Origin of the sequence: Haliscomenobacter sp. (assembly GCF_041740695.1) — a bacterium.
Taxonomy (GTDB): Bacteria; Bacteroidota; Bacteroidia; order Chitinophagales; family Saprospiraceae; genus Haliscomenobacter.
In genome coordinates this window covers 1-24,958 of sequence record NZ_JBGSLK010000147.1, presented here as the reverse complement: position 1 = coordinate 24,958, position 24,958 = coordinate 1, and the positions used below count along the sequence as shown (strand labels likewise).

The following is a 24,958-nucleotide window of genomic DNA, read 5'->3' as shown; positions in this document are numbered from 1 at the left end:
AAGGTTGAGGCTACCGCAGCGGTCTAGACGCGACCTTGTACAAGTCGCTGCGGTAGCCTCAACCTTCCTCAACCTCCTCAACCTTTAAACCCCTTTCTATGCGTATTTTTTTCGACAATGCCGCCACCACTCCCATCGACGATCGGGTGATTGAAGTCATGGTGAATGCCTTGCGCCACACCAATGGCAACCCCTCTTCCATTCACCAGGAAGGGCGCAGCGCAAGAGCAGCCATAGAACAAGCCCGGCGGCAGATTGCCCGTACTTTGAATGCCTCCATTGGGGAGATTTTTTTCACTTCCGGCGGTACAGAATCGAGCAACATGGCGCTCAAACGTTCGGTGCAAGACTTGGGGGTGCGGCGTATCATCAGTGCGCGTACAGAACACCATTGTGTGTTGCATTCCCTGGAAACTATAGCAAAAGAGGGTGCGGTAGAAATTGTATTTGTTGACCAAACCAGCAATGGGCACATCCAACTTGGTCATTTAGAGCAGCTGTTGCAGGATGCTAGCCAAAAGACCCTGGTTTCCCTTATGCACACCAACAATGAGGTCGGTACTTTATTGGATCTGGAGCAGGTTTCGGCGCTTTGTGCTCAGTATGGCGCCTTGTTTCATACCGATACGGTACAGAGTATGGGTTTTTATCCCATCGATGTGGCCAAAACCAAAATCGCCTTTTTGACCGGTTCAGCCCATAAATTCCACGGGCCCAAGGGCATTGGATTTATTTACATCAACAGCGGCAACATCATTCATCCCTACATTGACGGCGGTTCGCAAGAGCGCAACATGCGTGGCGGAACGGAAAACATTTCCGGGATTTTGGGAATGGCCAAAGCCTTGGAACTGGCCACTGCGGAGATGGATACACGCCGCGCTCACATTCAGGGCCTGCGTGATTATTTTGCGGAGCAATTACAAGTTCATTTTACCGATCTTGAATTTAATGGCGATCCCTTTGGGCGAGGGCACTACAAAATCCTCAGTGTAGGTTTCCCTCCCGGGCCAAGGACTGACCTTTTACTGCTCAATTTGGACATTGCCGGGGTCGCAGCTTCTGGTGGCAGTGCTTGCAGTTCAGGGGTAGACGTGGGGTCTCACGTGATGGATGCATTGAAACATGGATCGCCTCGTCAGACGCTGCGTTTTTCCTTTTCGTACATGAACACCAGGGAAGAGGTGGATCAGGTTGTCCAGCGTTTGAAGGAAATTTTGGGCTAAGGTTCATGGTTTGCACCCCAGCTTCGGTGGAGTATTTCTTTGGAATTCAGCCACAAATGACACAAATTTTCACAAACTGGGACAGCCAAAGCGACATTTTTATTACCACAAAGAAGAAAAAAGAGGACACTGAGGACACAAAGTTAGATGTTGACGGTGCTTTGTGTCCTCAGTGTCCTCTTTTTTCTCCTTTGTGATAATTATATTTCGTGTGTTTTGGTAATCAATGCATTAAAGACGAATGTGAAAAATGATCATCCCTCTTTCACTCCAAAAACTTTACCCCATACCTACGTTTCACTTCCTCAATTCTTCCTGCCAAAGCCTTTTCTCTCTGATTCATGTCGTTCAACACCAGTTCAGGCATGGGGCACTCCAGCAGCGTTTTATTGCCTTCGCTGGAAACTAGGATGTTTTTCCCATCCCCAGAAAAAGCAGCTATGGGTGGGGTATCCTTGTCTCCAGTATTGAGTTCCATCCACAAATTGCCATTGATGTCCCACAAACGCAATGCTCCGTCCGCGGAAGTGCTCAGGAGGGATTGGCCATCTGGTGAAAAAGCCAAACTCGTAATTTCGGCCTGATGACCAGACAGCAATAAAACCTCACCTCGCCCAAAATGCTCCAGATAGATGTTGTGATCTGCATCTGCAGTGGCCAGGAATTGATCATTGGGGTCCAAAACGGCAAACAACTCATGGCTAGTTTTCCGATTGCTCGCTTTCCGAAACAAGTCTCCCTCGGGCGTAAGCAAAGCCATACTTGAATCGGCGGCGATGGAGTACATAAATTGCTTTTGCTGAGATACGCGCAATTGACGAATAGGACTGCTGTGCAAATCCAATGGTGGCAAGGGATTGCCTTGAAGATCCCAGCGGTATAGTTTACCGTCATGCCCTCCGGCTAAAATCCGGTTGCCTTTTTCCGAAAAAAGAACAGCATAACTATAGGCTGGAGCATTGCGCAACTGAATGAATGTACCCGAGTCAAGGTTCCAAAGTTTGAGGCTTCCATCCGCAGAACGAGTCAAAATGGACTGTCCATCCGGGCTAAAAAGAGCGTTGTAGGTATTGACTTTATCCGGAAAACTGCGTTGAAGTTGACCATCCTTACTCCAAAGTTTAGCCTGCTTGTCTCTGGAGGTAGTCAGCCAGGATTGGCCGTCAGTGGAAGCACTGGTGCTCAAGATTGATGCGGTGTGGGCCTCAATAGGAGTAGCTACATTGGTCGATGCATTCCAAAGCCAGGCTCGCCCCGAAGTACTGCCCAGCAGGTAGTTGTCGCCATAGCGGGCAATGGCATTAGCTAATATCAAGGTGTCTTTACCCGTTTGGACTGGACTACTTTTGCCTTTGCTCAGGAATACCAATTGCTGCTGATCCTGCACTGCTAGGTAATCTTGGCCATCCGCAAGTGGATATACGGCGTTGAAAGCTAGTGCCGACTGAGCAAGGGGATGATTTAAGGTATCCCATACCGCTTGTGAAAAGGCGCGCATTTGAGCGGGCGAGATGGGCCATTTGTCATTTAGTTTGGTAGACAAAAAAGCCAAAAACAAGGCATCACCCGGTTTGTTGTCCGTACGCAGGTTATCGGCCAGAATGGCTAAGCGGAGCATTTCGGCCTGTTTGCCTTGAGCACGAGCGATAGCCGCGTTTTTTTCGGCTTCCGCTTTTGCCAGGGCTTCTGCTTTATTGGCTTTATCGGCCAAGTCTTGTGCTTTTTTTACCTCTTCGCCAGCCTCGGCAGCCTCGGCCACTGCTTTTTTTGCAGCATCACTTTTTACGACCAGATCCGTTTCAATGGCTTTTTGAGCTTGCTTGATGAGGTCGTATAGGTCATTTTCCAAAGGTTTGTCCGGGCAATTTAAAGCGGCGATGTAACTGTCGACGGCCTTGTTGTAGTTTCTTTTTTTAAACTCCAATAGCCCATCCTGGCGCACCTCCTCAAAACATTTTTTAGCTTGAGCGGATAGACTTTCGAGTGCGCCTAAGAACAAGCAGCAGGCCAGCAAAATCCAGGTCTTTTTTATCATCAGGTGCATGGTTGATCATTTTAGGTTAAAAGCCAATTGAACTTGCATTGCATTGCTGCCATCGCCTAAGGGTCTGGTATCCAAGCGCAAGGAAAAAGATTGCTTGCCACAATATTTGTCGTATTGCTTTTGTCTGGCCCTGGTGTTAAAGGCTCGATAGAGGTAAACCGCCGCATCCAGACTCAATACCGCCCAGCCTGCATAGGTATACAAACGGGCATCTTTCTCATAGGTTTTTGCCTGTTCAAAGAAGGGCTGAGCCAATTCATAGGATTCACCATTCGCATGGTAATTTTTGTAGGTATTGTAGGCGTCAATTTTTTTACTTTTCTGAAATTGACCAATGCCCGTCAGAATCAAACCTCCGGCGGCAATTCCCAAATGGGGCAACTGTTGGCTCAGGGTAAAAGCTGGCCGAACATCCGCACAATCTACGTTACCCCACAGCTCGGTACTGAGTACCAATTGGTATTTTTGGCCAAAAATGAGTACATCTTCCAGGGCATCTAACCAGGTCATACTCCGTAAACCAACTGTACCTTCGGGCAATGAGCCTAAATCTCCTTTGGCCTTAAATGGCAAGGGCGTGATCACTCGCCCGGCTTGATTGAGCAATAGTACACTAGAGATGTAGTTGAAGCCCTTTTCTGTGGCACCCAATTCGTAGGCAAGCTGCAAATCGGCATCTTCCAAACGAAGGTCAGTGATGGCCATAAAGTAGCTCGTGGTAATGTCTGCGTGTTTGGTTTGCTCGGGGTTGAACTGCAGGGCCAATTTACCGGATCGTTCAACCACCTCAAATTGGATGGTGTCCCGTTGGGTATAGATCAAGTTCTTTTTCTGCGCCAAAAGTAAAAGTGGAAAGAGACTTGAGATGAGTATGCTGAGTATTTTTTTCTGCATGGTTTAATTGTTTTCGGGAGTGTACATCCAGAAATCGGAGAAGATCAAAAAATCCAGGTTGTTGTTTCGGACAAAGATACTCCTTCCACCTCCCAAGTAGGCTCGGTTGTTGACGACGAATAAGCCAGCGTGGGAGCGACCCCCGCTGCGGAGTGGAGTACGGGGTTGCCACTGTTTGCCTCGTGCTGCGGTCGGGTCAAAACTCCAAAGGTCGCTAAGGTAAGCGCTGTTTTCTGATTTAAAGCCAGTACCTATGTAACCTTTGCCATTGATGCTGAAGGAGATGGCACCTCTGCGAGGGTCGTATGGCAATGAGTCTACTGGTGCCCATTGATTGGATTGTGGATTGTAACTCCAAAAATCTCTTAAATCCTCTTTAGCGGAGAAGCCTGTTCCTACGTAGCCACGGTTGTTGACCACAAAAGCGGCGGCCTCACTGCGGCCTGAACCGGGAAGGGAGGCAATTTGCTTCCAACGTTGTCCTCTTTCCAGCGATGGTGAATATTCGTAAAAATCACTATATAGCACTTCGTTCGCAGTGGCATCCAAGCGGCGGCCACTACCAATGTAGGCCTTTCCATTGATGACAAAAGCAACCGCTCCTTCTCGGCCTGTGGCAGGAAAAGTATCGGTCAAAATCCAGTTTCCCTCTCCCCCATTTTCACTTGGATCAAAAGCCCAGATACTGGTGGTATTGTAGCGATTGCCAACACCCCGATCACCCAGGGTTACATACAATCGATTGTTGAGGGTAAAAGAAGTGGATCTTTTGGCGGGAATACCGCTGTAATCAGCGATTTCGGTCCATTTCCCCACAGTATCTTGTTCTACATCAAAGCGGTAGGCCATCCGGGTAGGTCCATTACTGGCGTTCAGGCACAATTCATCCAGACAGGCTACCCCCATAAAACCACTATTGCCAATGGCTCCGCTGACCAAATGGGCTTGTTGGGCAGGCAAACGAAACTTGACTGGCAACCAGCCGTCCTTTACCCTGAAGGTCAGCGTTTTTTTGCTGTAGACAAAACGACCATCCCGGGTCTGGGCGTAGGCTTTGCCGTAATAGGTGGTATTGAAGCTCAGGCCTTCAAATTCGCTTGAAAAAACACCGTCGTCATTGGTGCTTTTGAGGTTGGATTTTTTAAAAAAAGGTTTATTCAAATAGAGGTTGGCCGTGTCTCTGGCAATGATGTGTCCGTGGTCAATTATCGAATCCCGCAAGGCTTCCAAACCAAAAAGCAGCGCGGATAAAGTGGCCTCGTTGTTGTTGATGCTTACCGTATCCGTTTGTACGACAAAATTAAAACTGAAGCGTTCCAATCCTCCATAGATGGTTCGACCACCGGCTACTGCATAAGCTTTAATGGAGTAAAGGCTTTGTTCCACATTGAGGTTGTTGAGCGTATGGGTAAAGTCGCCTTGTTGTATTTTGCCTAAACTGATGGTTTTAACACCCGGTCTGCCCAGCACAAAATCAGCGGGAGTCCCTGTCCAGTTTTCTACCCAAATAAAACCATGGTCTCCAAGGGAATCTTCCTCAAGCAAAGTCCGATTGATGGTTCCACCCACGGTAAGGCTTCCTACTCCTGCCGGGACAGGTATTTTGGTTTGAACTTCGACGAAATCGAGTTGGTCTAGTTTTGGGCCAATACAGCCTGTACACCACAAAATGAGGCAAAGCAGCGGAATCATCAGCCATTCTAAACGTTTCAGGGCTGGTTTAGTGGGGTTGTTTGTTTTCATAAGCGCATGATTTTTTTATAAAAGGCCCCATTTTCGGTTTTGAATTGTACCCAATACATTCCGGCTGGATGATTGGATAAATTGACCTCCAATTTTTCGCGGAAGAAATTTCGTTGGTTTTGGTGCCAAATGTTTTTTCCTAAACCATCCAGGATAATTATTTCCAATGGAGTTGCTTGTTCCAAATCAAACTGGATGTGAATCAGGGCGTTGCTTGGGTTGGGGAAGATTTGGATGTTGCGATTGAGCGTAAGGTCAAAGGTAGAGGTCGTGACAATCGCTTGAGGGCCGAAGGTTGCTGAGCAGCCTATTGCGTCGGTAACGACCAATTTATGTATCCCTGATTTTACCCCCAACAAATCCTCTTGCACTGAAACAAGGGTATCATTGCGGAACCATTGGTATTGGTAAGGTGAAGTTCCACCCATTACGCTCACCTTAATGAAGCTATTGATTCCAGCCTTGAATTGGCTTGAATCCTGGTTTATGCTTGGATTTGCATTTACGGTAATGATAACCTGATCAATGGCCTCACAATCATTTTGGGTTACAGTAAGGGTATACAACTGTGTCGCCACCGGGTTTACCGAAATGTTCGACGTCGTGGCGTTAGTGCTCCACTTATAAGTACCTCCTCCAGTTGCATTCAATACAGTGCTTTGGCCTGCGCAGATACTCTGGTCAGGGCCTGCGTTGGCATTGGGCAGGGGGCGTACCGTTACCCTGACCTCATCAATTGACTCACACTCGTTCTGTGTTACGGTCACGGTAAAAACTTGTGTTGCCGCCGGGCTGATGGTTATGGATGCGGTGGTGGCATTGTTGCTCCATTTATAAACGTTCCCGCCAGCAGCGCTTAGCACCGCGCTTTGTTTGGCACAGATGCTAAGATCGGGGCCTGCATTTGCAATGGGTAGTGGCCGTACTGTCACCGTAAGTTGATCCGTGGCTTCGCAGCCATTTTGGGTCACCGTAACGGTGAAAGTTTCCGTATTGCCAGGTACTACCGTGATGGATGATGAGCTGGAATTGTTGTTCCATTTGTAGCCATTTCCTCCTGAGGCAGTCAGCACCGCACTTTGGCCCGCACAGATGCTTTGGTCAGGCCCCGCATTGGCACTTGGTAAGGGTTTTATGGTAACCAATACCTCATCACTCGCGGTGCAACCATCTTGGGTAACACTTACCGTAAAAATTTGAGTAGCACTCGGGTTGACCGTAATGCTTGAGGTGCTGGAGTTGGTATTCCATTTGTAACTACCGCCTCCGGTGGCAATCAAGGTAGCACTTTGACCGATACAAATACTTTGATCGAGGCCAGCATTGGCGTTAGGGAGTTCCTTCACTGTCACCAGAATTTCGTCGCTAGCTTCGCAAGCATTTTGACTGACTGTCACGGTGTACTTTTGAGTTTGGGTGGGGCTGACCGTGATGCTGGCCACAGCAGCATTGGTATTCCAGCGGTAACTGCTGCCGCCAGAGGCATTTAACACTGCATTTTGCCCTGCACAAATGCTGATGTCTGGGCCAGCATTGGCGGCAGGTAGCGCTTTTACCTCCACCTGTACTTCATCCGTAGCTTCACAAGCGTCTTGGGTCACGGTTACCTTAAACACCTGAGTCGCCAGAGGTGTAAGAGCAATAGAAGACGTTGTGGCAGTAGTACTCCATTTGTAAGTGCTTCCTCCTGAGGCAGTCAATACCGCACTTTGCCCCGCACAGATGCTTTGATCTGGGCCTGCATTGGCACTCGGCAAAGGTTTTACGGTGACCAATACTTCATCGCTGGCTTCACAGCCGTTTTGAGTTACCGTTACTGTAAATAGTTGTGTACCAACAGGACTTATGGTAATCGAGGCGCTTGCTACATTGTTGCTCCACTTGTATGCACCCCCACCAGTTGCATTCAGCATCGTGCTTTGACCTGCACAAATACTTTGATCTGCGCCAGCATTGGCTGTTGGTACTGGTTTTACGATGACCAATACTTCATCCATGGACTCGCAGCCATCTTGAGTGACGGTGACGCTGAACGTTTGTGTATTTGCGGCGATAAGCGAAATAGACGAAGTAGTGGCAGTGGTGCTCCATTTGTAAAGGCTACCGCCAGATGCAGTTAGCACTGCATTTTGACCTGCACAAATGCTAAGGTCTGGCCCGGCATTGGCACTTGGCAAAGGTTTTACAGCAACGAGCACTTCGTCGCTGGCTTCACAGCCCTCCAGCGTTGCGGTAACCCTATAAGCTTGTACACTGAGCGGGGCAACAGTGATCGTAGACGTAGTGGCATTGGTACTCCATTTGTAGCTACCTCCGCCCGAAGCAGTCAACACTGCACTTTGACCTATGCAGATGTTTTGATCAAGCCCAGCGTTAACAATCGGCAAGGGTCGAACGGTAACTGTAACCTCGTCCGTTGCGGTACAAGCATTTTGAGTCACAGTTACGGTGTAGGTTTGGGTCTGATTGGGAATCAATGTGATTGAAGCAGCGTTAGCGCTGGTGCTCCATTGATAAGTGCCACCTCCTAACGCAGTCAACATCACACTTTGACCTGCACAGACACTTTGATCTGGGCCTGCATTGGCAGTGGCTGAATTAACCGTCACCCTTACCTGGGCCGTATTGGAGCAGCTACCTTGGGTGACCGTGACCGTGTAATCGGTAGACTGTGTGGGGCTTACAGTTATTTCTTGAGTGGAAGCAGTGGTGTTCCAGAGGTAGGTGCCTCCTCCGCTGGCACTTAAGGTTGCTGGTTGTCCCAGGCAGATGGTCTGCGGCAAACCAGCACTGGCTTGGGGCAAGGGGGTAACTGTAACCTTTACAGAGGCAGTTACAGAACAGCCACTATTGCTAACGGTGACCTGATAAACTTGGTCGCTGGTGGGACTAACCGTGATGGCTCGATCTGTTTTTCCACTAGACCACAGATAAGTTCCTCCTCCAGTAGCTTGCAAAATGGTACTATCGCCGCGACAGATGCTACGGTCGGTACCAGCACTAGCAGAGGCACGATTGACCAACACGACAACCTGATCCGTAGCCGTACAACCCTGCAAAGTAACCGTCAGGGTGTAAGAAGTAGTTATAGTTGGACTTACTTCTAACTGTGTTGTAGTTGAGCCGTTACTCCAGGTGTATGTACCTCCTCCACTGGCGCTTAAAACTGCCTTGGCCCCGGCACAGATGGGTTGGTCAGGGCCTGCATTGGCCACGGGCAGGGGCCGAACTGTCACCGTGAGCTGATCCGAGGCTTCGCAGCCGTTTTGGGAGGTGACCGTTACGGTGAAGGTTTCAGTGCTGGCTGGTGTAACGGTGATCGTTGGGATTTGGATGCTGTTGCTCCATTTGTAAGTACTTCCGCCGGAGGCGGTAAGCATTGCACTTTGACCAGCGCAAATGCTGGTGTCTGCGCCAGCATTGGCACGGGGCAGGGGCCGAACTGTCACCGTGAGTTGATCCGAGGCTTCGCAGCCGTTTTGGGAAGTGACCGTTACTGTGAAGGTTTCAGTGCTGACTGGCGTTACGGTGATCGTTGGGGTTTGGGTGCTGTTGCTCCATTTGTAGCTACTTCCGCCGGAAGCGATAAGCCTTGCACTTTGCCCGGCGCAAATGCTGGTGTCTGCGCCAGCATTGGCAAGGGGTAATGGATTAACGGTAACTTTTACAGTGGCAGTGGCAGGACAATTATTATTGCTGACTGTTACTTGATAAATTTGGTCACTAGCTGGGCTAACCTTGATCAATGGGCTCGTTTTTCCATTAGACCACAAATAAGTTCCTCCTCCACTAGCTTGTAAAGTAGTACTGTCGCCGCGACAGATGCGGGTGTCTGCGCCAGCATTGGCAAGGGGCAAAGAACGAACTGTCACCGTGAGTTGATCCGAGGCTTCGCATCCGTTTTGGGCGGTGACCGTTACTGTGAAGGTCTCAGTGCTGACTGGCGTTACGGTGATGGAGGAGAGGTTTGCGTTGTTGCTCCATTTGTAAGTACTTCCGCCGGAGGCGGTAAGCCTTGCACTTTGCCCGGCGCAAATGCTGGTATCTGCGCCAGCATTGGCAAGGGGCAGGGGATTAACGGTAACCTTTACAGTGGCTGTTGCAGGGCAATTGTTATTGCTGACCGTTACTTGATAAACTTGATCGCTAGTTGGGCTAACCTTGATCGATGGACTCGTTTTTCCATTAGACCACAAATAAGTTCCTCCTCCACTAGCTTGCAAAATGGTACTATCGCCGCGACAGATGCTACGATCAGCACCTGCACTAGCCGTAGCACGATTGACCACCACGACTACCTGAGCCGAAGCCGTACAACCACTCTGCGAAGTAACCGTAAGGGTGTAAGTAGTAGTCGTGGTTGGGTTTACTTCTAACTGTGCAAGAGTTGAGCCATTACTCCAGGTGTAAGTGCCTTCCCCACTGGCGTTTAAAACAGCCGGGGAGCCAGGACAAATTGTTTGGTCGGGGCCTGCGCTGGCATTTGGTTTGGGTAATACATTAACTGTCACTTGATCGCTTGCAGTACATCCGTTGCTTGTAGCATAAGCGGTAAAAGTTTGGGTTGCGTTTAACATGGTGCTAAAGCTCGGGTTGGAAACTGGACCTGGGGCTTGCCAAGTGATGGTTCCATTTCCGTTAGCAGTCAAGGTGACATTTTGCCCGGAGCAAATGGATTGATCCGCTCCGGCATTGACACTGGGACCAGTGCAACCAGGCTGAGTGAAGATGATACTTTTGTAAAAACCTTGGTCATTGATAACCAAAACGGTATCGGTTCTAGCTTGGGTACTTTGGTTGCGGAAAACTTTGAAGGAGACATCCTTAATGCCACTTGAATTAGTTAGGTTAAATTCAATCCACGCAGGTTTATTAGGATTGACTCTCTGAATGCGCCATGCGCCTGTACTGTTGACTTCTAACAGAAAATTCCTTTCATTTGCTGAGAGCGTTGGGATACTACCTACTCCCAGATTGCTGACATTTAAAGTACTCACAAAACCAGTAATTAAAGATTTCCCTCCTTTTTTAAAACGGCTACCAGCCGTTATATCTGTACCATCCTCTAATTGAAAGATTGGTTTTACGGAGTAAATTTTATCCTGTCGGATGATTACAAATTCAATTAAGTCGCCTTCTACATACCCACAATTAAGGTTATCAGAGGTAGCATCTTCATACAATGTGAAGTTGATTTGCTGGCCACTCCAATTAAATGCATTTGTTTCACGATTATTGGTGTTTCTGGTATTCACCAGATAAATTCGATCATTGATGCCCAAGACATCGGTGTTTAACAAGAGCGGGCTGGAGCGGATACTTACTTGATGAGCATTGTTTGGATTGATGGGGCAAGCTGAATTGCTAGCTCTGAAAACCGGATCGACTGCGGAGAAAGTGTAAGTTAATTGAAAGTTGCTACTATTCGTTGTAAGTTGATCCACGATAAGATGATATACCCCAGCTTCAAGAGCCTTAGAAATAGTGGCAGTGCCTCCATTGTCGGGAGTCGAATTTAGTGCGAGTAAGTTGTCAGCACAATCACTACCCGCTAAAAACATACTGTAACCTTGATTGGTAGATCTTAGGGAAAAATTAACCAAACTGGGTCGTTCCAGTGTGATTCGAAAAGCTTTTTCGCCACCCAAATAGTCTCTGTTGATTTCGGGAAATACACGTTTTGTGAGAGAAGAAGAAGAGGTTTGAACATTGGTTAATGTAGTTGATTGGCTGAGGGTGGTGGTAGCCTCTTTGCAGATACAAGTAGCATTTATATCTTGATTGACTAACACGCATATTTTTGGTTGAATTACAGTAGAGATATCAATTAAAAATTCAACGGTTTCTGTGGCAATTACAATAATGTTGTATGTTTTTCCTGGTTGGACATTAAAATAATAGCTTAGCCCATCTGTATTCTCGTCTAGTTGGCATGGAAAATTTAGATTCTCGTTGCATTCAACCAAGGCAATTTGAACATTGCTTGCAAAACCAACTTGAAATTGTAATTCAATAGATAAATCTGTTGTAGTTGCTGTAAAAGGATATATCTGGCCTCTTAAGCTTTTCTGGGTTAGAATTCTGTCTTTTAAACACGGGAGATTAATAACCTGATTAGGCAAAATGCTGGCATCATCAATTCTGCTTGCAGGTACTCTATTCTGGTTGTCATATTTTAATGAATTTTTGACATTTAGTCCTGCGAAACTGCAAATGTTTCGACAATTTTCACTAGAATATTCCCTTTCTGTATAAAGGTTATAGGTTTTAATGATACTTTCTCCACCGGATATAGACTGGCCATTTTTTATACATGTTGGGCTTACATTGGAAATTAAAGCTGGAGCTGCCTGCCACATGCAGATATTGTCGACGTAATATGAGGCATTTGGTGCACCTTTAAAGTTAATAGCAGCAAGAGGATACTCCCCAAAAATATAAGAAAAATTGGGCCCCCTGCCTGTGTTGTAGCGCCATGAATCGACATACTCGTCATTTATCCAAAGTTCTACTTGATCCGAGGTTATGTCAATAATTTGCATTACTCTATTCCAGCCCCCCGTGATGTAAGGAAATTTTGTTACAGGCAAACCAAATCTTGATAAAGTTCCGATCCCGTTTTCAAAATCAACTTCATATGCCCATAGTTCAGCAGATTCATCATGTTGAATACTGTAATAAGCTGTTTTACCCTTTGCAATATACATCTGCCATGAAACCCGATATCTCCCCGAAGTCCGATTGCCTAATTTCAGCAAAAGATCAGGTCCTGTACTCCCATTGTGCTGCACAAGCAATGCCTTACTATTTGAATTAGGTGCAGTTTGTATCCTTCCAAAAGTACTTGTACCTGGCCAGAAACCCCAACGTGCATTGTTAAATGGAAAACTAGAACCATTGGTATAGGATTCGAAGTTTTCACAAAGCACCAATTGGTTGGCATTAAAGCTTCCAGGGCTTTCTGTACAGGTGCACTGAGCCTGTAAATAATCGCTACCAAACAGTACAAAAAGGATAAGTACAGTAAGTGTTTTTTTGACAATTTTCATTGCTGGGTATTTTAGAGTAGAATAATTTTTTTAAAGCTAGAATATCCGGCTACGTTGATTTGAACCATATAAATTCCTTTTGCCAAGGATTGCAGATTCAAGTTGTGTTCAAATTCGCTAAGCTTATCAGGTTCGGATTTCCAGATTCTTCGGCCAGTGGCATCCAAAATGTAAATCTGGATGATTTCGGGCGCTTTTAACTTCCCTTTGATCGTGATGTCGCCGCTGCTTGGATTGGGGAACACCTCTAGTTCGGTCAAGCTAGGAATGATTTCTGATTTGGTGACCAGTTTTGGTCCATACGTGGCCGTACACCCATTGGCATCGGTGACGATTAGTTTGTAAACAGCCGTTTTAAGCCCCACTAAATCTTCTTGGGTAAATACAAGTGTATCGTTCCTAAACCATTTGTATTGATAAGCTGGAGTTCCACCGGTAATTTTTACTTGAATGTTACCAGTGGGTCCGGCAGCAGGGCGGATAGACTCTTCCACTATCACCGGATTGGAGTTAACTGTTACCATTACTTCATCGGTAGCGCTACAAACACCTTGGGTTACAGTGAGTGTGTAGGTTTGGGTAGCAATTGGGCTTACGGTAATACTGGCTGTGGTGGCATTATTCTGGCTCCATCGATAAGTGCCGCCACCGCTCGCCGTCAAGGTGGCACTTTTACCGGAACAGATGCTCTGATCAGGTCCAGCACTAGCTGTAGCACGATTGACTACAACGACTACTTGATCCGAAGCCGTACAACCACTCTGCGTAGTGACCGTCAGGGTGTAAGTAGTAGTCGCGGTTGGGTTTACTTCTAATTGTGCTGTAGTTGCGCCGACACTCCAGGTGTAAGTGCCTCCCCCGCTGGCGCTTAAAACAGTCTTGGCGCCGGAACAGATGGTTTGGTCCAGTCCGGCATTCGCCACAGGCTTGGGATTCACCTTTACTGAAATTTGATCACTGGATTGGCAAGCATCCTTACTTACCGTAACCGAATAAGTACTGGCACTGGTTGGTTTAACAAAAATTGAGGACGTGCTAGCGTTTGATTGGCTCCATAGGTAAGTTCCCCCACCTGACGCAGTCAATTGTACACTATCGCCAAGGCAGATGTTTTTTTGTGGCCCTAAGTCAAAGAGAGGTTTGGCATTCACGGTAACCTTTACTGTATCCGTAGCGATACAAGTTCCATTTACAGCACGAATCGTATACGAAGTGGTTCCGGGAGTACTTGTATTGACGGTTAATGTTGAAGTTGTTGCGTTGTTGCCCCATCGAAAAGCTCCCTGAATAGTCGGTTTTAGGACTAAAGGTTCACCTACACAAACCTGAAGATCAGAGCCTAAATCTGCGGCAGCAGCTGTGCATCCTTTTTGTATCGCATAAAAAGTACGCAGAACCTTTTCGGTATTGGTTATGTATATTTCAGCAACCCGGTTGCGATTGCTGTTGTTAACTGATTGGGTTGTAAAGGTCAAGTCTGCTGATCCTGTGCCACTAGAATCTGCAATGCTCAACCAAGTGGGAATTTTGGAAATTTTCCAACTGGTTCCTTCTGCTTGTAACAAAACGCTGAATTGAGCTTCCGCTCCAAAACCAATTCGATGGCTGCTTGGCGAAATAAAAAAGCTGTTCTCTCTTATCGCTACAAAACTAGTGATTGTAGATTTTGCCCCCGCTGAATAAACACTTGGAGAATTGGCTTCGAAGACAGGCCTAACCAATTTTACTCGACCTTCGTTGGCAATGCGAATTTGAAAGGAATCGCCTGCTGCGTAACCACATTTACCCAGATCACCACTTTTGTCTGCAAAAAAATCGTAGACGAGCTCTTGGCCATTCCAAAACAAACCTTTTTCTAAGTAATAATTATTTTGGCCTTTGTCATAAACAAAACTAATTCGATCTTTTAAGGTTAAGCTTAAATTATTTAACATTAAAGCGCCCACCGAACGGATTCTAATTTGATGCGGTGTAGTGCCATTTTTTGGGCAGCTATTGGGGTCCGAAACAAAATCCTGATTTGAAGAATCCTCACATTTCAAGGTTAAAGTATATTGGTTATTGGTTGTATTGCCCGTCATTAAGTCTTTGTCTACGATAATGTAATATTCACCAGGGTTTAAAAAGATTGGTGCAAAAGAAGCTGTTCCTCCTTGTGCACTCGTTTCTGACACATCCAAACAATGTTCACCACAAGCATAATCATACAAAAACATGCCCATCGGAGAAGTTTTTCCATCCAACGTTACGGAAACAAAGGAAGGAACATCAACGATGAATTTGTGCACTGCATCAGATCCTTCATACATTCTTTGACTGGTTCCTGAACAATTATCATAAGGTTGGCTAGAGCTGTTAAACTGACCTTCCTTGTTTTGAAAATCACCGAAATAAGTGGTATTACAACTAAGAATAATGGGGTTTATGGTTCTACAAACCCCACAACCTTCTGCCAGAGTTTTTGACTTGGTTTCTGCTTGATCTGGCTGCAGTGGGGTTACATTCGGTGCACAGAAGGAGATATAAAAATTCGAATAATTCACCAGACTGTCACTCATCAATACAACGTAGTAAAAACCTTTTCCAGGAACTTGGTACTTAATCAAGTGTTCACCAGTAGCAGCTACCTGCATCAGCTTGTCTTCAGGAAAACAGGCTTGAGTACAAAAAGTGCCTTCACAGCTACATGAAAGAACAAAGGCTTTTGATTTTACACCGGGGGGAGTTTTCCAAGTTACATCAACACGGGCGCCAAAACCGATCTTAAATGCAAATACATCGCTATACAGCTGATGAACACCTTTTAGCCCAAAGTAAGCGCTAACACAGGGGGATGTCGCCACGGAATTTGGGATTGCCAAGCGTTTTAACGAGTCCTTCAACGCCGGAGCATCAATCTCCAAAAACTTACGCGCATAGTCACAAACGCGCTCGCATGGACCAATTTCATATTCTTTATTGGTATACAAATCGCATTGTGCTTCTTGCGCAGTTGAGTAACTTGCCCCGTTCTTTACACAGACTGGATTTTTGGAACTATTGCTGCTGCAAGTGCCTGTGTTTTTTTTCAGATAACAAATATTGTCAACATAATAACTATAAATGGTACTGTCTTGGTTCCAAAATTTAAGTCGACCCAAATTAGTGCTAGGCGTTTCGCCCCGGTTAAATTTCCAACTGGTAATAAAATCCCCATTCACCCAAAATTCGATCCGATTTTGGTTAAGGTCAATGATTTGCATGAATTGATTCCAAACCTCTTTTTTACAATTAAAACTGATATCGAGGGTATTTACATTTTGATCTCCAATACGTACATAAGCTACTCCGTTGGTATTGATGAACACTTCATATGCTAGATTTTCATTTGCCTTGGTATTAATCGGGTCGATGGAATTGTGCAACAAGGCAAAATAGGCCTTTTTATCTTTATTCAGGTACATCTGCCAGGAAAGCCGATAGCGACCAGTAGTCTTATTACCCAAATGGTATAAAACGTTCGGAGTTACTCTGCTAAAACCCTCACGGGTCATATTGATCACCTTTGATCCGTTGAAGCTGACGACGGTTGGAACGTTAGAAGCCCCACCCCATGGCCTCCAGTTGTTTTTTTCTAAGGGTAATATCTTCCCCACTGTGTATGATTCAAAATCATCACATGCCTCAACTACCCCCTCAGATGGCCCATCAGAGCAAGAAGAACATTGAGCATGAAGATTGTGGGAACTTTGATAAAGGAGAAAAAGAATAAATAGAGAAGACCAAACAGACTTGCTGTAAGCGTAGAAGAGTTTCATAACTAGGGGATTTTAAATTTACATACTAAAGATATTAAAACCCTCGAGATAAACAAAAATAATTTCGACTTATTTTAATTTCCTCAGTTTTAGCTTAGCCAGCACATCCCCCGGCTTCAGCCGCAATGCCTTTTCATAACTTTCCCTGGCGCGGTTAAAATAACCAGCATTGGCCATAGAATTTCCACTGTCAATCAATTGCTGATAGGCTGACTCCACTTTATTTTTGGTTTCTTTGATTAAACCAGCTACCCTTTCATCGTAAGCAATCCCTTGTGCTTGTTGATACAATTCAATCTCTTTCAGGTAATCCAAAGCTTCATTCGCTGCATTTGCTTGTTCAATCAATTTTTGCAATTCCCCCCATTGCTGGGTTAATTTCCCCACTGTATCTTGCAAGGGTTGAGCGAGGCCTACATTCAGTGCATCAATTGCGCGAAGCTTTTTCAGTGCAGCTTCATACTTTCCTTCTACTTTCAAGGTATGTGCCACTTGAATTTGACTATTTACATAAGCAATTGCCAGCTCATTTTTTGTCCTTCTGGTCTGTTCCGCTTTAACAATGGCAAAAATCAAGGCAGCGATAGACAAAGCCGCCAAAACGACAGCTACAACTGCTGCGCGGGTGGCCCGGTGTCTTTTTTCACGTTCGGCCAAGAGTTCAGCCTGTTCTTTTTGGATAAGTTCAGCCTTACTTTGTTCCACAAAAGCCAGCAAATCTGAACTGAGGCGAGTTTTTAACATCGGCCATAACTCCTCAAGAACGTTGACTTGTTTTCTGCTCAAACTTTCCTTAGTCTCCAAATACTCTTTGTGCGCAATCAACAGTCGCGACAACACTTCATTGACCCTGCGCTGGGTTTCGCTTCTATTTTGATCAATTAAAAAAGCCAATGCATCATGTGCCAACTCAAGCGAGCTCTCGGTCTGTCGAATGATTCTTTGGGCAATCAACTGAGGAATAATGTAGCTCAGCGTTTTTGCAGGAATGTTGTTCAACCACTGGGCTACATGGGCTTCCAATACCAATCGGTCTTCACTACCTGTAAAGAGCACCGGGCGTTTGGTGCCCTCGGGCGTGACAAATGCGTCCAACACGCTGCTTACCGCATCATCGGGTACATCCGGGAATCTTTGCTTTGTGCTAGCTTGCAATTGCCATTTTTGCTCATCTAAAAAGCGCCCTAAAACATCTTCGATGTCACCTAATGCCTTAATTTCCGATAAATTGAATGCCAACTTGGGCCAAGTGCCATCGCTTGGCATATCTTGACCTGCCTGCGATTTCGAAAAAACATTTCGATACAATTGATCCAGATACACTTGTAGATAAGGAAGTTGGATCCCTGATTTTCCACCGGAAATATTATCGTAAATGGCCTTGATGCTTTGTTCTACCGGCTTCTGAATCTGAATGTTGTAATTGACACAAGATTTCTCCACTACCTCACCTACTTTGGAATAACTCATTGGCTCCACTCTAAGCCTAAAGTCAAATAAGTTGGGCAAAGATTTTTCCAGGTTATACAACTGACCAATAAACTCTTCCCGGACGATCAGAATAATTTTGCACGCAGACTCCATTTGAGTCAATTGAAGTAGCGTTTGGGCTAAATTGTGTTGCTCATTTTCAGTTCCTAAAATGAATAATTCTTCAAACTGATCAAAGATGAGATAAACCGGCCGCAGGTAATAACGGAATAAGAAAGATACGCGTTCTGATGCTGTAGCAAGCGGTGGTGAATCTGCGGGCAAAGCCTGTTGAAGTGCAAAGTCAAGCGACTCATTCACGTCATTTCGCCTGCGAATAAATAAAGGATACCAGTCCGGCCCATCAAATTTATTGGCCAATCCACACTGCACCAAACTGGTTTTTCCAGTGCCAGATAGGCCATAGATTAGAATCAAGGTAGATTTGAACACCATGCGGTACAAAGCCTCCGTTTCATCTTCTCTCCCGAAAAAATTGGCGTGATCCTGATAGGTATATGCATCCAGAAATTTGAAAGGACTTCTCATAGCACCTGTCGCATGGGGTGATCAAATAACATCTGAGCAAATGCCTCAAACTGTACTTTAACGATGCGGTAATTGAGCTGGTTGGAAATCATCAAGCGCGGATCCTGGGGTTTGTATACATGCCGATACGAGTAGACGTCATTGTCACGATTGTACTGGTCAAAGTAGTACAGTTTAGCAATCGTAGCTTTTTCATCAAAAGCGTTTTCATCCAATACGAAGGGACTGAGGTTTAAAAACTCCGTGGAATCTTCCAGCTCTTTGATCAATAATATGGAAGCCGTATCCATAAAGTCTTCCATAATTTTGACTTCTTCCTCCAGGCCCACAAAGCGTTGAACGAGCTTTACCAGATGGTGTTTGAATTTGGCTTGTTTAGAGTGTCGATATTTGACCACACCGATGTTTTTCACGGATGCAAAGGTGTAGCGGGCTATGAATCCCAGCTCTTGCAATACTTGAGCTAGTTTTTCTTCAGCTAGGGTACTGAGCAAAATGGCATCCTTGTCCCCTATTTTTTTAGCGTAAACTTTTTCCTTGATGGAGTCCAAAAACTGACAGGCTTCAAAAAATACTTCGCCCTCTTTAAATACACCCGAAATGTGTTCTAATTCGTCAATGAAATATTTGATTTGATTGTCATTCAAAAATTTCTGGATGGCTTTGATGAGTGGGATAAAATTAAAATGCTCGCGCTCAAGCGCATTTAGGCGCAGAAAAGCTTTTACTTGTTTTTTGACTTCATCGTCTATTTTGAGCGCATCACTATGGGAGAGTGCTTCCCACAACTGCGCGAGCAAAATAAATCCAGTCAATTCCATGATGGTGTCGTATACCGTAGCCATCTGGCTCAAACGAGGAAGCCCGGCCTGATCGTAATAGATTTGGCCACCAGCGTCGCCCGGAACCAATAATTTACGGACTTGCTCGCTGATTGGGTGTGGCAAACATTTTAAGATCGCTTCTCGTTTGTCCAAGATACTTTTCGATTCTCCTTCTGCTTCTCGCTCCCAAATCCGCTTGACTTCTACATTAAATGGAGCCAACGCCGCAATGAGTGTGTTCAACAATAAATCATTGACGATGGTGTACGACCCAAAGGTTTGTGACGATCCAAACGGCAAGGTCCAGACGCTGGTATCATTCACATCCTGGGCATGAAAAATACCCCACACTGGGTTCTCTGGAGCATCAAACGATGAAGTATCCCGATAAAAAGGAATTGAATCGTTGATGGTCAGTATTTTTGCTCTGGCTGCGTCAAAGGCTTGATGAATGGTATCAGATTGGGTAAGGGAGCGGTAGAACTGAATGGCAAAGTCTTTTGCTTTTTCATCCTCAATGCTCGAACTTGTAGCAATGACCAAAGGGACTTTTTTTTCTAAAAGCCGTCCAACCTGGCCAGCTGTCGAACAGCCATTAAGTATAACCAATTGCAACCTGGGACAACTGCCCAATAGTTCAGCGATTCCATAAGCACTTGCCGTTTCATCATCCAAAGAAAGATGATCTTTACCCGCATGGCCGCTGTAGTGAAAAAGTACAATGTCGTTTCGATAAAGGATCAAGAACTCGGCCAGTTTTTCAATCGAAACGGATTGGTCTCGGTGGATGACAAAATGAGATTGAGCCTGTCTGGGTGCCAGCAAGCTGTAAATCGCTTCGTCTTCTGCCTCCAATGCAGGAAGTGGTTTATCTCGATCATTCGCAAAAGCAAAAAATAGAATGTCCATAATGACAATTTGGATTGACCAAATTAAAAGTATTTTAGCATTTGTTTAATAAAATATTTTTTTCGTACTGTAGCTAAATATTATATTCATGTCTTCCATTGCTCCACTGGCGGGTTTAAAAGTCCTTGAACTCGCCACCGTCCTCGCTGGCCCTGCTGTGGGCATGTTCCTAGCTGAACTCGGGGCCAAGGTGATCAAAATAGAAAACCAGACCACCGCTGGCGATGTCACCCGCAGCTGGAAGCTGACCACGGAAGATCCCAACTGGGCTTACTCCGCATATTATTGCAGTGTGAATTGGGGCAAAGAAATTCTATTGATGGATTTGAGCTTGGCTGAAAACCTGGCGTGGTTGCAGGAAGAGATCAAAACCACTGATATTGTCCTGGCCAATTTTAAACCCGAGTCCGCCCGACGGATGGGTCTGGATTATACGAGTCTAGCCAAACTTAATCCCCAATTGATCTACGGCGACATTACAGGTTATGGACCTAACGACGAGCGGCCCGCCTTTGACATGGTCTTACAAGCCGAAGCTGGTTTTTTGTACATGACTGGTGAAAAAGATGGTGCTCCAGTAAAAATGCCCGTGGCTCTGATCGATTTGTTGGCCGCGCATCAGCTCAAAGAAGGTATCCTTTTGGCTTTATTGCAAAGGGAAAAAACCGGGCTGGGCACCAAAGTGAGTGTGTCCCTTTACGCCACTGCCCTGGCATCATTGGCCAACCAGGCCACCAATTGGTTGATTGCCGGAAAAATTCCTCAACGGATGGGCACTTTGCACCCCAATATTGCGCCTTATGGCGAGTTGTTGGAATGTAGCGATGGCGGCCAAGTAGTCTTAGCCGTTGGCAATGATCGGCAATTTCAACTTCTGTGCAAAACTTTGGATTTGGAAGCGCTAGCACAGGCACCTCAATACCTGGACAACAAACAAAGGGTGCTTAATCGGCAGGAACTGTTTTTGCACTTGCAGGCCAAAGCGGGTAAATTTAATCGTGAAGAATTGCTGCAACTATTGCATCAAATGGGTGTGCCCGCTGGGGCTGTGCGGACCATGCCGGAAGTTTTTGGAGAGTCTGCAGCACAGGAATTGTTGCTGAATTGGGCTTTGCCGGACGGGACGGAGGTGCGGAGTGTGCGCTCAGTGGTATTTGAGTTGGGTGGGGAATAGAATTCTGCCCAATAGCCTATTGGAGTATCCCCCCATCCGCCATAAACATTGCACCAGTAGAGTACGCTGAAGCATCCGAGGCCAAAAAAAGCGCCAGATTGGCAATTTCCTGTGGTTCCCCGATTCGCCCGAGTGGCGTTTGTTTGAGGTAATATTTTAGCATGGCTTCATTGGCCCAAAGCGCTTCGCTGAATTTGGTTTTAATCAAACCTGGGCAAATGGCATTGGCCCGAATGCCGTATTTCCCCCATTCTTTGGCCATAGATTTGGTCAACATGTTCAAAGCAGCTTTGCTTACGCTGTAACAGCCCAGTCCCTCGGTTGCGATAAAAGCTTCCACACTACTGATGTTGATGATGGCACTATTGGATTGGGCTTTGAGGTATGGGAGGGCAAATTTGGCGAGTTCTAGCGGAGCTTTGACGTTGATCTGCATGATTTTATCCATGGCATCCACGCTGTCTTCCAGTGGGCCGAAGACCGGGTTGGTGGCAGCATTGTTGACCAAAATATCGATCCGTCCGTAATGTTCAATGGTGAGCTTAACCAGGTTTTCAAGGGCTTGGGTATCCCCTACGTGCGCAGCAACAGCTAGTGCTTCGCCGCCCGCAGCCTGAATTTCAGCTACGACTTCATCCACCGCGGCTTGTTTGCGGCTACTGACCACAACTTTGGCACCATTTGTAGCGAAAGTTTGAGCGATAGATGCTCCGATGCCTTTGCTGGCACCCGTAATGATGGCCACACGACCATTGAGTTGAAAGGGACTTTGCGACATGACTGAACGGTTTGCAATTCAATTTGTGTCACAAAATAGCGAATATTCGCTAAGGAAAGAAAAAAGAAGGCAATAGTGAAAGAAAAACCTTAGGGAATGAGGTTTTTGCCCATCTCCACCAATTTTTCCAATAAAAATACTTCAGGCAGGATTTTGTTCTCTTCCAGTTCATCAATTTGCTCCATGATTTGATTTTCACCAAATTGAAGCGCATCGCTGTCTTCTGTAGATCCAGCAACAGTATTGAGGTACAAAAAGGAGTACAAACCGCCGAAGGCAATAAAGCTAAAAAGTGCAGTTCTGAGTAAGAGTTTCCTTTTCATAATGTACAACTTTAATTGAGTTGTGGTTTCGGGAACGAAATTAGTTCTTTTTCTACTTGCAGTCTGGATTAATCGACTGAAGTGTTGAATTTTCGTCTTGAACCGTATTTAATGAAAGACGATTCAACAGCCCAATTGGTTGCAGAAGAATGCAAATAATTACGGAAAAGTTGCAAATAGATGAAATGTTTGTTTTACAGTTAATTTCGGGCACTATTTTTCTGTCAAATTTTTAGCAGTCCAACTGAATAAACGTACAGGATGATCGTCCCCGGACATGTTCATGTAGCGCTCGAAGGCAAAGTGCAGTTTTTCCAATACCCGAATGGATTTTTCATTGTCCAGGTTGGTGATGGCGAACAATTTTGAAATGTGCAAGTGTTGATGAACATACTCCAGGTATGCGCTCGTGGCTTCGGTGATGTAACCTTTACCTTCATATGCGGGCAATAGCGCATAACCCAAATCCGGTAAGGAAAGTGCGTCTCTTTTGAGCAAACCACACATTCCAATGGAGGCCTTGGTTGTTTTGAGTTGGATCAACAAAAGACCAAAGCCATTCTGCGCATAACTTTTCATTGGGCCATCCTGAAGGTATTTGACGGCATCTTCAGTAGTGTGGATATTGCGGTAGCCAATGTATTGCAACCAACCGGGACTATTGACCAATTCGATGATGAACTCGGTATCGTTTAGGGTCAATTTGCGAAAAATTAGGCGTTCGGTTTGAAGTATGTCAGCCATAGTCAACGTTTTTTAATCGGGTACTTACCTGCTCTCGAAAGGATTTCCCTATCGGTAGTTTGCGATCGGCAATGCTCAGTTCTTGTTGATCGTAGTTTTGCAAAAATTTAAGGTTTACAATGTACGAGCGGTGGATGCGCAGAAAGAGCTGATCGGGCAGTTCTTTTTCCAATTGCGACAGCGTTACTTTGGGCAAAAGGGTGCCTTCGGTGCTGATGATTTTTACGTAGTCATCCAGGGCTTGCAGGTACAAAATGCGCTGGAAAGGCAAACGATGCACTTTTCGATCTGCACGAATGCTCAAAAAGCCATTGTCCTGCCCGGTTTTTTCCAAAATCCGTTCCTGTTCCAAACGCTCTAAAGCGCGCTCCATGGCTTTTTGAAAACGCTCTGGCGAAATAGGTTTGAGCAAGTAATCCAGGGCCGCCAATTCAAAGCCCTCTACCGCGTATTGGGGATAAGCCGTGGTGAATACAACCATTGGTGGCTGCTGCAATTGGCGGAGCACATTCAAGCCACTAATGTCGGGGAGGTGGATGTCCAGAAACAATAAATCCGGTGGCTCTGCTTTAAGGGCAGCCATTGCCGTTTGTGGAGAATGGTGCACTCCCATACAAGTCCATTCGGGATAGTCTTGCAGGTAACGCAACAAAATCCGGGCGGCGGGCGGTTCATCTTCCAGAATCAGGCAGCGGTAAGTAGGTTTCATCCAGCTTGTTTCAAAAAATCCAGTAGTTTCTGTACCGCTCTACCCCGGTGGCTGATGCCATTTTTTTCATTTTTGTCCATTTCGGCAAAACTGAGGGTGTAACCATCGGGTACAAAAATGGGATCGTAGCCAAAACCACCTTCGCCATACTGTTCCTTGCGAATTTGACCATACACCAAACCTTCAAACAAGTGCTCCTGGCCATCCAAGACCAAAGCAATGACGGTTTTGAAGCGGGCGCTGCGGTCGGTATAGGACTCTAGGTTTTTTTGAAGCAAATCAATGTTTGCTTGAGGGTCGCGTTCTTCGCCTGAATAGCGGGCGCTGTGTACACCGGGGGCACCACCAAGAGCAGTGACTTCCAGGCCAGTGTCTTCAGAAAAACAGTTGAGGCCGAAGTGTTCCACTACGTAGCGGGCTTTGAGCAGTGCATTGCCTTCGATGCTATCGGCAGTTTCGGGAATGTCTTCGGTACAGCCGATGTCGTGCAAGCCTTTGACTTCATACAAGCCATCGAGCATTTCGCGTACTTCACGAATTTTATTGGGGTTAGCGGAGGCAAAAATTAAGGTTTTCATGGCGGATTATTTGCGCTTTCAAGGTAAAAATTAAGTTCCAAGTTCTTAAAAAAAAATAAACTGCACCAAGTTCCCATTTGGTACAGTTTATTTCGGAGGTGGTTCTTTCGTGTCTCAGGTTTCTTAGGTGGTGAAAAAGAAAAATTA

14 protein-coding genes are annotated in these 24,958 nt (G+C 45.8%); 2 read left to right on the top strand and 12 right to left on the bottom strand.

Annotated elements, in window-relative coordinates; genetic code table 11:
• Window positions 1-98 precede the first annotated feature (98 nt).
• Window positions 99-1,226, top strand: a complete 1,128-nt coding sequence (locus ACEW9O_RS30260; protein WP_373553982.1) for a cysteine desulfurase family protein — start codon at window positions 99-101, stop codon at window positions 1,224-1,226.
• A gap of 265 nt (window positions 1,227-1,491) precedes the next feature.
• On the opposite strand, the gene ACEW9O_RS30255 is transcribed toward ACEW9O_RS30260, so the two are convergent.
• The 7 genes from ACEW9O_RS30255 to ACEW9O_RS30225 all read right to left on the bottom strand — a co-directional run bounded on the left by ACEW9O_RS30255 (window position 1,492) and on the right by ACEW9O_RS30225 (window position 20,505).
• Window positions 1,492-3,270, bottom strand: coding sequence for a WD40 repeat domain-containing protein (locus ACEW9O_RS30255; protein WP_373553981.1), 1,779 nt, complete (start codon window positions 3,268-3,270; stop codon window positions 1,492-1,494).
• Between the two features lie 6 nt (window positions 3,271-3,276).
• Window positions 3,277-4,164, bottom strand: a complete 888-nt coding sequence (locus tag ACEW9O_RS30250) for a hypothetical protein (protein ID WP_373553980.1) — start codon at window positions 4,162-4,164, stop codon at window positions 3,277-3,279.
• A 3-nt stretch (window positions 4,165-4,167) separates the two neighbouring features.
• Window positions 4,168-5,907, bottom strand: coding sequence for a Kelch repeat-containing protein (locus ACEW9O_RS30245; RefSeq protein ID WP_373553979.1), 1,740 nt, complete (start codon window positions 5,905-5,907; stop codon window positions 4,168-4,170).
• Complete coding sequence (locus ACEW9O_RS30240) at window positions 5,904-11,351, bottom strand: T9SS type A sorting domain-containing protein (RefSeq protein WP_373553978.1); 5,448 nt, start codon at window positions 11,349-11,351, stop codon at window positions 5,904-5,906. The genes ACEW9O_RS30245 and ACEW9O_RS30240 overlap by 4 nt, the downstream gene beginning before the upstream one ends.
• Before the next feature lie 1,616 nt (window positions 11,352-12,967).
• Window positions 12,968-16,753: a T9SS type A sorting domain-containing protein gene (locus tag ACEW9O_RS30235; protein ID WP_373553977.1), complete on the bottom strand. Its 3,786-nt coding sequence runs from the start codon at window positions 16,751-16,753 to the stop codon at window positions 12,968-12,970.
• Between the two features lie 69 nt (window positions 16,754-16,822).
• The gene (locus tag ACEW9O_RS30230; protein WP_373553976.1) at window positions 16,823-18,772 is read right to left on the bottom strand and encodes a hypothetical protein; all 1,950 of its coding nucleotides are present in this window, start codon (window positions 18,770-18,772) and stop codon (window positions 16,823-16,825) included.
• Entirely contained in the window at window positions 18,769-20,505 is a 1,737-nt protein-coding gene (locus ACEW9O_RS30225) for a CHAT domain-containing protein (protein ID WP_373553975.1), read from the bottom strand. The genes ACEW9O_RS30230 and ACEW9O_RS30225 overlap by 4 nt, the downstream gene beginning before the upstream one ends.
• An 88-nt stretch (window positions 20,506-20,593) precedes the next feature.
• Between ACEW9O_RS30225 and ACEW9O_RS30220 the strand changes: the two genes are divergently transcribed.
• Complete coding sequence (locus ACEW9O_RS30220; RefSeq protein ID WP_373553974.1) at window positions 20,594-21,679, top strand: CaiB/BaiF CoA transferase family protein; 1,086 nt, start codon at window positions 20,594-20,596, stop codon at window positions 21,677-21,679.
• A 16-nt stretch (window positions 21,680-21,695) separates the two neighbouring features.
• Here the strand turns inward: ACEW9O_RS30220 and ACEW9O_RS30215 are convergent, their stop codons facing one another.
• The 5 genes from ACEW9O_RS30215 to ACEW9O_RS30195 form a co-directional block, all read right to left on the bottom strand.
• Window positions 21,696-22,457 carry an SDR family NAD(P)-dependent oxidoreductase gene (locus ACEW9O_RS30215; RefSeq protein WP_373553973.1) on the bottom strand — a complete coding sequence of 254 codons (762 nt, stop codon included), beginning with the start codon at window positions 22,455-22,457 and terminating at the stop codon, window positions 21,696-21,698.
• Window positions 22,458-22,546: 89 nt separating this feature from the next.
• Window positions 22,547-22,780 (bottom strand): hypothetical protein, encoded by a 234-nt coding sequence (locus ACEW9O_RS30210; RefSeq protein ID WP_373553972.1) that lies wholly within the window; start codon window positions 22,778-22,780, stop codon window positions 22,547-22,549.
• 213 nt (window positions 22,781-22,993) lie between these two features.
• Window positions 22,994-23,524 (bottom strand): GNAT family N-acetyltransferase, encoded by a 531-nt coding sequence (locus ACEW9O_RS30205; protein WP_373553971.1) that lies wholly within the window; start codon window positions 23,522-23,524, stop codon window positions 22,994-22,996.
• Window positions 23,517-24,233 carry a LytR/AlgR family response regulator transcription factor gene (locus ACEW9O_RS30200; protein ID WP_373553970.1) on the bottom strand — a complete coding sequence of 239 codons (717 nt, stop codon included), beginning with the start codon at window positions 24,231-24,233 and terminating at the stop codon, window positions 23,517-23,519. The genes ACEW9O_RS30205 and ACEW9O_RS30200 overlap by 8 nt, the downstream gene beginning before the upstream one ends.
• Window positions 24,230-24,811 carry a non-canonical purine NTP diphosphatase gene (locus ACEW9O_RS30195; RefSeq protein ID WP_373553969.1) on the bottom strand — a complete coding sequence of 194 codons (582 nt, stop codon included), beginning with the start codon at window positions 24,809-24,811 and terminating at the stop codon, window positions 24,230-24,232. Before ACEW9O_RS30195 ends, ACEW9O_RS30200 begins: the two co-directional genes overlap by 4 nt.
• Window positions 24,812-24,958 lie beyond the last annotated feature (147 nt).